At 37.6% G+C, this 8,979-nt stretch carries 6 protein-coding genes; 3 read left to right on the plus strand and 3 right to left on the minus strand.

Annotation, left to right across the window (positions count from 1 at the left end):
• Positions 1 to 194: 194 nt before the first annotated feature.
• Positions 195 to 500, minus strand: a complete 306-nt coding sequence (locus DB41_RS09450) for a hypothetical protein (RefSeq protein ID WP_039386622.1) — start codon at positions 498 to 500, stop codon at positions 195 to 197.
• A 326-nt stretch (positions 501 to 826) separates the two neighbouring features.
• Complete coding sequence (locus DB41_RS09455) at positions 827 to 2,026, minus strand: amino acid permease (protein WP_039386625.1); 1,200 nt, start codon at positions 2,024 to 2,026, stop codon at positions 827 to 829.
• A gap of 291 nt (positions 2,027 to 2,317) precedes the next feature.
• Here DB41_RS09455 and DB41_RS09460 point away from each other — a divergent pair, with 291 nt between their 5' ends.
• The 3 genes from DB41_RS09460 to DB41_RS09470 all read left to right on the plus strand — a co-directional run bounded on the left by DB41_RS09460 (position 2,318) and on the right by DB41_RS09470 (position 7,510).
• On the plus strand, positions 2,318 to 3,235 hold the full coding sequence (locus tag DB41_RS09460; RefSeq protein ID WP_039386627.1) for a glycosyltransferase family 2 protein: 918 nt from the start codon (positions 2,318 to 2,320) through the stop codon (positions 3,233 to 3,235).
• 193 nt (positions 3,236 to 3,428) lie between these two features.
• Positions 3,429 to 4,523, plus strand: coding sequence for a polysaccharide biosynthesis/export family protein (locus tag DB41_RS09465; RefSeq protein ID WP_080502502.1), 1,095 nt, complete (start codon positions 3,429 to 3,431; stop codon positions 4,521 to 4,523).
• A gap of 23 nt (positions 4,524 to 4,546) precedes the next feature.
• A complete protein-coding gene (locus tag DB41_RS09470) occupies positions 4,547 to 7,510 on the plus strand; it encodes a hypothetical protein (RefSeq protein WP_039386629.1) in 2,964 nt (987 codons plus the stop codon).
• 221 nt (positions 7,511 to 7,731) lie between these two features.
• Here DB41_RS09470 and queF read toward each other — a convergent pair whose 3' ends face one another.
• Positions 7,732 to 8,559, minus strand: coding sequence for an NADPH-dependent 7-cyano-7-deazaguanine reductase QueF (queF, locus tag DB41_RS09475; protein WP_039386632.1), 828 nt, complete (start codon positions 8,557 to 8,559; stop codon positions 7,732 to 7,734).
• Between the last annotated feature and the right edge of the window lie 420 nt (positions 8,560 to 8,979).

Here is an 8,979-nt window from a genome sequence, read left to right on the forward strand (position 1 = left end):
AGGATTATGAGACCTTAACCAACACCAGCCAAGCGTTCCTCTACTTAGCGATGATACGTCTGATGGTAAGAAGAATAGCGCAATAAATTAATTCAGAGAATGTCTCTTAGAGTGCTTTTCATTTTAGTTAATAAATTCAACTGGGATTGTAATGTGTTCATGTTTTTTATAAGCCTTTAATTTTATTAATTAAATTAGTCGAAAAATATTTGTTTTTTTTTAGGTTGTATCAATTTTTTTACTACTTCTACTAAAATTAATATAGAGTCGTACGAAAATTGAGTTAATTCTGGAGGAAGGCCTAACATTTCTTTAGCCAAGACGCTTTCTTCCTCATTTGAAAATTTGTCTACCAATTGCTTGGCAGCATAGTAAACTCCTTGGCCTAGCCGATTTACCATAAATTTTCTTTTTTCTTTAGTAAGAGCAGCTATATCTTCTCTAGATAAAACTTTGCGCATTTGGAAGTCATGTAATAAAACTTTAAGAGTTTTATCCATCGCCTCATTTTTGGAATTAAATAAAAATTCGAGATTGCCTTTAATCTTTCTTAAAAATACTTCCGATATAATTTGGTAATCATGGTCAATTAGCGTAATACATTCTTCTTCAAGCGGAAAAGTAAGCGTTGAAATGTTGTCTACTTTTCCATCATCTATTTTAAGAGATAGAAGAAGTTCAATTAAAATACATAAGATTAAAAATGAGAATGCTGTTTTCTTATCCCTTAAAGCTTTTTATCTACAACTTTGCCTCTAGCAGCTTAAAATAAATTAAGCAGGTAACGAGAGGGGATCGTCAAGATTAGCAAGTAAAAGCTTTATGGTTAGCCTCTCACCAGATGGTAAGTTTCTAGAGCAATGATCAATAATGTGAATGCTAATAAGGCTAATAATAGAGGTTTACCACCCCTTACTTGTTCTTGGGGGGGTAGATAAAATCTGTAACGACCGAGCCAGACCATGCCAATAGGAAGCAGTCCATTAAGGATCGCTTCCCCAAAGCCACCAGCAATTCCTAAAGCCTCTAAAAATATGCCTGGATAGCTGCCGGCAAAGATAGCGGGAGGGATAAAAACTATTAAGCAAAGAAGTATACGTGTCCATCCTTGGCTTTTTGCCGATATTCCATCGGCTAAAAAATCTACCATAGAAAGAGAGACCCCTAAAAAAGAGGTAATCAGAGCAAAATACCCAAAGTAGGTAGCTAAAAAGCCAATCCAAGGGTGTCCTGTAATTGTATGGAGAAGTTGAGTAACGGGGATTCCTTCAGCGACCGCCTTAGCTATTTGCGATTCAGGAATTGTTCCAATAATCATCCATTGCCATAAGGTATAGATAATAAAGGGGAGGCTAGTGCCTATCACAATAGCCGTCCGTAGTTGTTGCACATTACGATGCATAAGGGTGGTTAAAGAAGGTATAATATTATGATAGCCATAAGCGCTAAAAAGGGTAGGCATTGCTAATAAAAATGCGTTCCAATTTCTTCGGGTAAGAAAGCTCATTTGTACTTCGGTACTTCCTAATCCTATGAGCAAAAAGTAAGAGAAAACAAGCGCTATCATAAGGATTAAATTTACCCGGTCTATTACTTGCGAGCCTAAGAAAACAATGAAACCAAAAAGACTAGCAAAGGCTATGTAGCCTTTATAACCTGTGAGATGAAAGCCCAAGCTTTCGACTTGGGAGATGAAAAGAGGTGTACCGCCAGCAATGTAAGAGACCTCTAAGCTATAATAAAGAAAGAGAAAAGCTGCTCCTGCTATCCACTTACCACAAGGTCCGAAAAAGCGTGCGGCCATGGATAACACGTTCGCCTCCTCTTTCATCCAGAGCGTGGCTTCCAAAAAAAGCAGGCCGGTGATTAGCATAAATATCCAACAGATAAGGTTGACTGCCATGGCTGGTAAGAATCCTGAGAAGCCAGTTACAACAGGTAGGGCAAGCATGCCTGCACCGATACAAGTGCCTGAAACAAGTAATATTCCACTAAGAGTGCTGAATTTGTTATTTATAGTAGGCATAGAAATTTAATTACCCTAGGTTTTATACGCAGGAAAAGAGATGTTAAAAATTGCTTTAAGGCAGAAAATTATCAAAAAAACAGATAAAAACAAAATGTTTTTGCAAATTAGAGGGTTTTAAGCTTAAATTAGCATTTTTTAGGAAATAGAATGAAATTTGCTGAATTGAGGGTTAGTGTGTCTTAAGCTGTTTCTTTTTTTAGGTAATGATCGCCGTGAAAGAGAGACAGAAGGCCAAAAATTTTAACTCCTCGCACATTAAATGAATCTAAGTAAGGTAGTTCAAAGGTTATGAAATCAGTGGGCGTAGTTGTTCTAACATTAAATGCTGAGAAGCATCTGGTACGCTGTCTTAATCCTATCATGCAATCATCGTTAAGCCCAAAAATCCTTGTAGTAGATTCGTCCTCGAGGGATCAAACCAGATCGCTTGCTTATTCATTAGGTGTAGAAGTTTTATCAATCCCACAAGCAACTTTTAACCATGGCAAGACCCGCGAGTTAGCAAGGAAACATCTAGGCACTGATTTGGTGGTTATGCTAACCCCTGATGCCTATGCGGTAAATCCGCAAGTTTTAGAAAAATTGGTTGAACCCATTATACAAGGCAAAGCATCGATCGCCTATGCAAGGCAAATTCCTCATGAAGGAGCCGACTTTTTTGAATCTTTTCCTCGGTATTACAATTATCCTGTTCGAAGTGAAATTCGAAGTATTGCTGATAGGCGCCGTTATGGCTCCTATACATTTTTTTGTTCAGATTCATGCGCTGCGTACTTAAACAGCGCTTTAGATGAAGTTAAAGGCTTTCGTTCTGTTCTTTTAGGAGAAGATACACTAGCGACTGCTCAACTTTTGAAAATAGGGCATAAAATTGCTTACGTAGCAGAGGCGGAAGTAAGACACTCTCATCGCTATAGTTTACGCCAAGAATTCTGTCGATATTTTGATACAGGATTGATGCGAAAAAAATATGAAAATATTTTAAATTGTGCGGAAGACGACCAATTGAGAGGGAATCACTATGCTACATGTATGCTTAAGCAGCTGTATCAAGAAAAACCTTTATTGCTCCCTTATGCTTTAATGCATATAGGTGCTAAATGGGCAGGATATCGCTTAGGGCAGGCTAGCATTAATGCTCCCTTGTGGTGGAAAAAAGCTTTAAGTAGCCAAAAGTATTACTGGAAAAAAATTACTACCTCTTAAAATGCAATAGGTTTAACATCATTACACTGCCTTGTTATTCCCTCCTAAACAGCGGATGTAGGTTCTACTATCTGCATTTAAAGCTGTAATACAATTTTAAGAGATATAAATAAGGTAGATTGAATTAAGAGAAGAAAGATCACTTTAATTCTATCAAGTTTAAAAATTCATTTTATTCAAAGAGGCTTATGACATGCCTTTAAGCGAGAAAAGAAAGAAAGTAAAAGTTAATTTTTTGTTTTCGCCTTTTGTTTTACTAAATGTATCTCTCCTTATAATTTTCGCTTCTTGCTCAACTGCTAATTTTGATTATCCCATTATGGGACCTGACGAATTTGTGATAGACTCTTATCGCATACGTCAAGGAAAGTTAGCTATCTTAGAGCTAGAGGGAGTAGAGCTTGGAGAGCTAGCAGAAGAGGATATGTTAGAGTACCGTGATGTAATCGCTGAAGATGATATTTTAAATATTGCTGTTTATCACCCCACCCGTAAAGATTTAATGCAGTCTATTCAATTTATCAATGAGTCAACGGGTGGATTTAAAGTCTATCAAGGAAAAATAGATGTACCCGATTTACCTCCCCTGGCAGTCAAAGGGCTTACTTTAGAAGAAGCTCGTGAGGAATTGCAAAGAGCTTTTCGGGACCAAATTCAGGATATAGAAGTGTATGTCAATTACCGTGATCGCCTACAACGTCGTGTGGAGTTAATAGGTTTAGTTTCTATTCCTACCGTACCGGTAGACGGAAAAATGCGTCTTTATGAAGTGCTTGCCAGATCTCATATTCCGCCAGGCGCTAACTTATTTAAAAGCTATGTAATGCGCGAGGGACGTCAATTGCCTATTGATTTGCATAGGTTAATCAATGAAGGGGATATGAAACAAAATATTGTAATGCGTGGAGGGGATAAAATCTTTATTGCTGCTCCCTCGGATGCTACAGTTATGGTGATGGGAGAGGTGCGGGCTCCTCGCCCCATCAATGTTCCTTACGGCTTTATTTCTCTACGTGAAGCTTTAGTGACGGCGGGGGGTATTCCTTTTACGGGTAATGGCAACTGCATCCATGTGATTCGTGGGAATATGCTTTGTCCTAAAGTCTACCTAGTCTCTTTAGATCACATCGTGCATTTGCCCAACGATAGCTTACTATTGATGCCTGGGGATACTGTATATGTAGCCGAAAAGCCTTTGACGCAATGGAATAGATTTATTGAGCAGTTGATTCCTAGCTTTACTGGCCTTCAAGCAGGCTATGGAACATACCAGTTAATTAACGATTGATTGTAGTAGAGGTTTACCTTAATATGCCGCCAATAGATAAATATCCTTCAGAAAGTGTGATTACTATCACTGATCTTTTGCATATCTTAAAGATACATAAGGTCGCTATTATATCTGTTGCCTTATTTTGCTGCATCTTTGCTGCCTGCTTTGCTCTATCTCGACCTGTTATTTACAATATCTCTGGCACTTTCAAAGACAAAGGTAAATCCAAGTCGGGTCTTTCTACATTAAGTCAGCTTCTTATTTCCGGTGCTAATGAGACCGAAGGTGAAGCTTTAGCTACCATCAAATCTCGCAAGCTTATGGAGAAGTTAATTTACCGGCGCGGCTTACAGGGCTTATTGATAAAAATGGAACCCCGCTTTGATTTACTGGGATCTATACCGGAAAATATTTTAGTGGAATATGCTCATTTCATTTCCCTTAAAAAACCCATCTTACCCGATCATCCCCCAAGCTTATGGCTGCAAGATGTAGCTTACAATGATGAGATTTCTAAAGTTTTTACTCTTCATTTCATTAATGAAGAATTTTTTGAAGTTTATGATGAAAATAATAGAAAGATAGGTAAGCATGAATGGGGGCGAAAAGTAACAGGTAAGGATTATGCTTTTACCGTTATGAAGAAATCCTCTGAGCCTTTAGCGGGTACTCAATGGTATTTAGAGTTGATGCCCTTGCACAGAGTATCGGAAGATCTATTGGCCGCTTTATCCATCCAAGCGGATCAAAATGACCGCAATCTCCTTCATATTAAATTGCAACATAGTAATCGTCATGTAGGCACAGAAATTTTAAATTCTATGATGCTGATTTATCAGGAACATATTCGCCAGGAGCAAAAGCGTATTTCTCAAGAGCAGATTGCTTACTTAGAAAAACGCCAGCAGGAAATGGGAGCTAAATTGCGTCAAATGATGGTTTCTCATGCAAAAAATATGTCATCGGACATTTCTACCAGTGGCTTTTTTAATTCGCTTAAAGCCATAGAGTTTTATTCTGCCAATCAAACGCATTACCAGCAGAAATTATACGATATAGAGTTAGCAATTAGGAGATTAAGTCACGCCCAGCAAGAAAACTGTGCTTTTTATGATCTACAAGGTGATCCCGGGGTTATCAATCAATCATTGGCAGAAATTAGAGCTTTAAAGCAGCAAAGCGATGCCTTAGATATTGCTTTAAAAAATGCTTATCCTTCTGGTAATCATCATTTTCATGATAGCTTTACTGAACAGTTATTAGATTTAGAACAAGCCAAGCGTTTATCTATTGAGGCTACTTGCTTGCTAAGAAGCCTAGAAAGTGGGCAAAGTCAGCCTACCATAGATCTTTTAGTTAATGATTCAAAATTTGCTGTACAAGCTTGGCAAGATAAATTGCTAGTCGCCCAAAATGATATGGATAGCTGTTTTTCTGAAGAAGAAAGGACTGACAAGGCTTTAGCATTAAAGACAGCGAAAGAAAACTTTGTGTCTTACTTAAAAAATTTAATACATCTTTTTGATGTGCAAGAAAAAGTCATTCAAGAGCGTTTAGCCTTTCAACAAAGCCCTCAAAATGAATTTCAAGGGATTGATATTGCGACTTCTAAAGAATTATATATCTCTTACACTCGCATGCTTAATGAAGTGCAAGGTTTGATCCGCCAACTGGATTTTATGATTGAGCAGCTGAAAAATCCTAATTTTGAAGTGACTTCAATGAGTGGAATTCAAAATGATTTTGTCACCAACGAGATGATCTCTAAAGCTTCACAAATTGTTCAGGCCATCAAAGATCAAAACAATCGCAGTGCTAAAGAAATGGAACGTTTGAAAGAACAATTAGATGTTCAAAAAGATTTCTTGCGCCAACACCTAAATCAAGCTGCTATGCTTCATAAGCTTAAAGAACAGCTGATTAAGGAAAAAATCGTTTCCCTGCAAAGTGTAACATTAGGCCTGTTACGTCAGCAAATTTCTATTTTAGATAAGCATATGCAGGAATATATGGCAATACGCTTAAATGATCTAAAGCAGGAGACTAACCTCATCGTTCAGCATCAAGAGCAGCTGCGTAAAGAAATGAAGGATTTACCTAACAAATGGGTTGAAGAGCGTTTAATCGATCAGCAGCTGCTCATTAATCAAAAGATGGTGGAAGAAATTACAAGTTTAGTAGAATCAAAGAATTTGACGAGTAATTTAGAGATCTTGCAATCTTATCCTCAAGATTTTGCGGTGCCTCCTCTGCATCCAAAGTCTCCGCGTAGTTTGTTGTATGCTGCCTTCGGTGCGTTTACGGGGGCCTTTATAACTTTTACCTTCTTTATTATTAAATCCACCGTATCTGGCATTCGAGTCAGCCCCTCTAATCTTAAAGCTAACGATTTACACCTCTCTGGCCATCTAACTCCTAAAGCTTCTAATGATTCTAATGAAAATTTGATGGACCAAGATTTAGATGTTCTGCGTCGTATGATTGCTTATATGACCAATAGCTCACAGTCGCAGATAGGACAGTCCTTACTTCTCCTGAATGGAGCAGGAATTGATTATTCTTATCACTTAGCCAAGCTCTTAACCAAGCTTGGTCAAAAGGTTGTCTTAATACCTATCTGTTTTAAAGCGACTTCCCAAGGGTATGGGACAGGATTAATTCAATATCTGCAAGGAGAGATTGAAGAGCCTATGATTACTTCCCAGGGCTCGTACGATTGCATTTACGAAGGAGGCGTCTCCCGATTTGCAGTAGAATTAATCGGCTCCCACCGTTTCAAAAATTTATTAGAGCAGCTTGTGCAAAGATACGATTGGGTCTTAGTCGTTAGCGATGCTATGCCAGCTAGTGGACAATCGGATCTCTTAATAAAAATATTTGATCATGTGGCTGTTAACTTGACTAATGAGTCTCTTTCAGATTTGAAAACTTATATGCCTTACAAAGAGCATTTAGCAGATAAGAAAAGAGTTACTTTTATCTTTAGCCCTGCAGAAAGTTAGAAGAGTAGTAAATGTTTTTGCTATCAGCTTCGCTGCCTCATTTTGAAAGCTAAGCTAAAGAAGTTTTTAGCCTCTCTAGGATAACAATAAGAGCAATTAAAAAGGTAGCCAGATATTAGTGGCGCTGCATCTGTCCACACGAGGAAAATAATCAGGAAATGTTTTTCATCCTCTCCTCTTAAAATTTTTTTCTGCTTTACGCATTTTCATCCTTGGCCTAATTATTGGCGATAGTCTCGAATATTTCTCATGAAGCTTTCAAAATTTGAACGAAAGGGATTTAAATCTATGCCCCCTCGTCTGGTGTACCGGCCATAAATTGTCAGCTTATGACAGCGACAATATTTTTGCAAATCCATGAAAATACGTTCAATACAATGCTCTCCAAATTCATAATGGCTGCGAAAGGAGATAATGTATTTAAGAAGGGACTCTTTATTAATTTTAGGCCCTATATAATGAATGTAAAGACTTGCCCAATCAGGTTGTTTGGTAACAGGGCAGTTAGATTTTAAAAGATTAGAATAAAATTCTTCCTCCACAAGTTCTGCTGCATGTCCAAGAATGGAAGGATCGACGGCGTAAAGATTGGTTTCAATATCTAAATTGTCTAAGCAAAACCCAGGGAGATTTTTTAAGCAAAGGCTTGCATAATCTTTAGATTGAATAAGGTTAACTTTTACTGGCTGGCCCACACATTTTGCTAAATCTTTCTCTAAGATGGCCTGGACATCTTCTAGATTGGCAAAGGTTGTTTGATGGAAGGAGTTTAAATAAAGCTTAAAAGATTTAGATTCTACAATATAAGGGGATTGGCAAGGAAAGAAAAATTCTCCTATCGCTAGGAGAGGTTTGCCTTTTACGTTAAGCCATGACAGCTCGTAAGCATTCCAAACATCGTAGCCTTGAAAAGGTAAATTTACATCAGCGATCCCAATTGCTTGGCGTTGTTTATCTCTAGGTAAAGGGCATAGTAAGCTAGGATCATATACAGTATCATAAAAGGTCTGTTTTCCTAGTGGTGAATTGATAAGAGTTTCATCCTTCATAAAAGCCACTTTTCCGATAAAATAAAGTTTAATTTAAGCATCTACCATACTCTGCAAAATGATATTTTTTCAATGGTTAACTCTTAAGAGAGCTATCTTAAGCACCTCTCAAAAATAGAGCTATGCAGGGAAACAGAGCTTTTTTTGCAAAATAAAGAGAAGGCTAGCTTGTAAATCTGAGAGCAATGATGATAACATCTAAGGTAAACTATGTCTGGACACCTTTATTTCACCCTTTGCTTCAATAGGGGAAAAATTATCAATTCCTTGATCGAATACAATTTTTTTTCGTAGTTTGGCTTATTGCCCTCAATTCTATCCCTCAACTCCCAATTAAAAAAACAGATAGCCATGCTTTCTTTTTTATGGCCCTTGTAGGACTTAAGAAGTTTTAAAAAAAGCAATTATGTAAGCTAAATA

It is taken from the genome of Neochlamydia sp. TUME1, assembly GCF_000813645.1.
In the GTDB taxonomy this organism is placed as follows: Bacteria; Chlamydiota; Chlamydiia; order Chlamydiales; family Parachlamydiaceae; genus Neochlamydia.

Bases quoted from the DNA above. Each gene is read 5' to 3' on its own strand.
- DB41_RS09450 (WP_039386622.1), bottom strand. From the start codon at position 500: ATGGATAAAACTCTTAAAGTTTTATTACATGACTTCCAAATGCGCAAA.
- DB41_RS09455 (WP_039386625.1), bottom strand. From the start codon at position 2,026: ATGCCTACTATAAATAACAAATTCAGCACTCTTAGTGGAATATTACTT.
- DB41_RS09460 (WP_039386627.1), top strand. From the start codon at position 2,318: ATGAAATCAGTGGGCGTAGTTGTTCTAACATTAAATGCTGAGAAGCAT.
- DB41_RS09465 (WP_080502502.1), top strand. From the start codon at position 3,429: ATGCCTTTAAGCGAGAAAAGAAAGAAAGTAAAAGTTAATTTTTTGTTT.
- DB41_RS09470 (WP_039386629.1), top strand. From the start codon at position 4,547: ATGCCGCCAATAGATAAATATCCTTCAGAAAGTGTGATTACTATCACT.
- queF (WP_039386632.1), bottom strand. From the start codon at position 8,559: ATGAAGGATGAAACTCTTATCAATTCACCACTAGGAAAACAGACCTTT.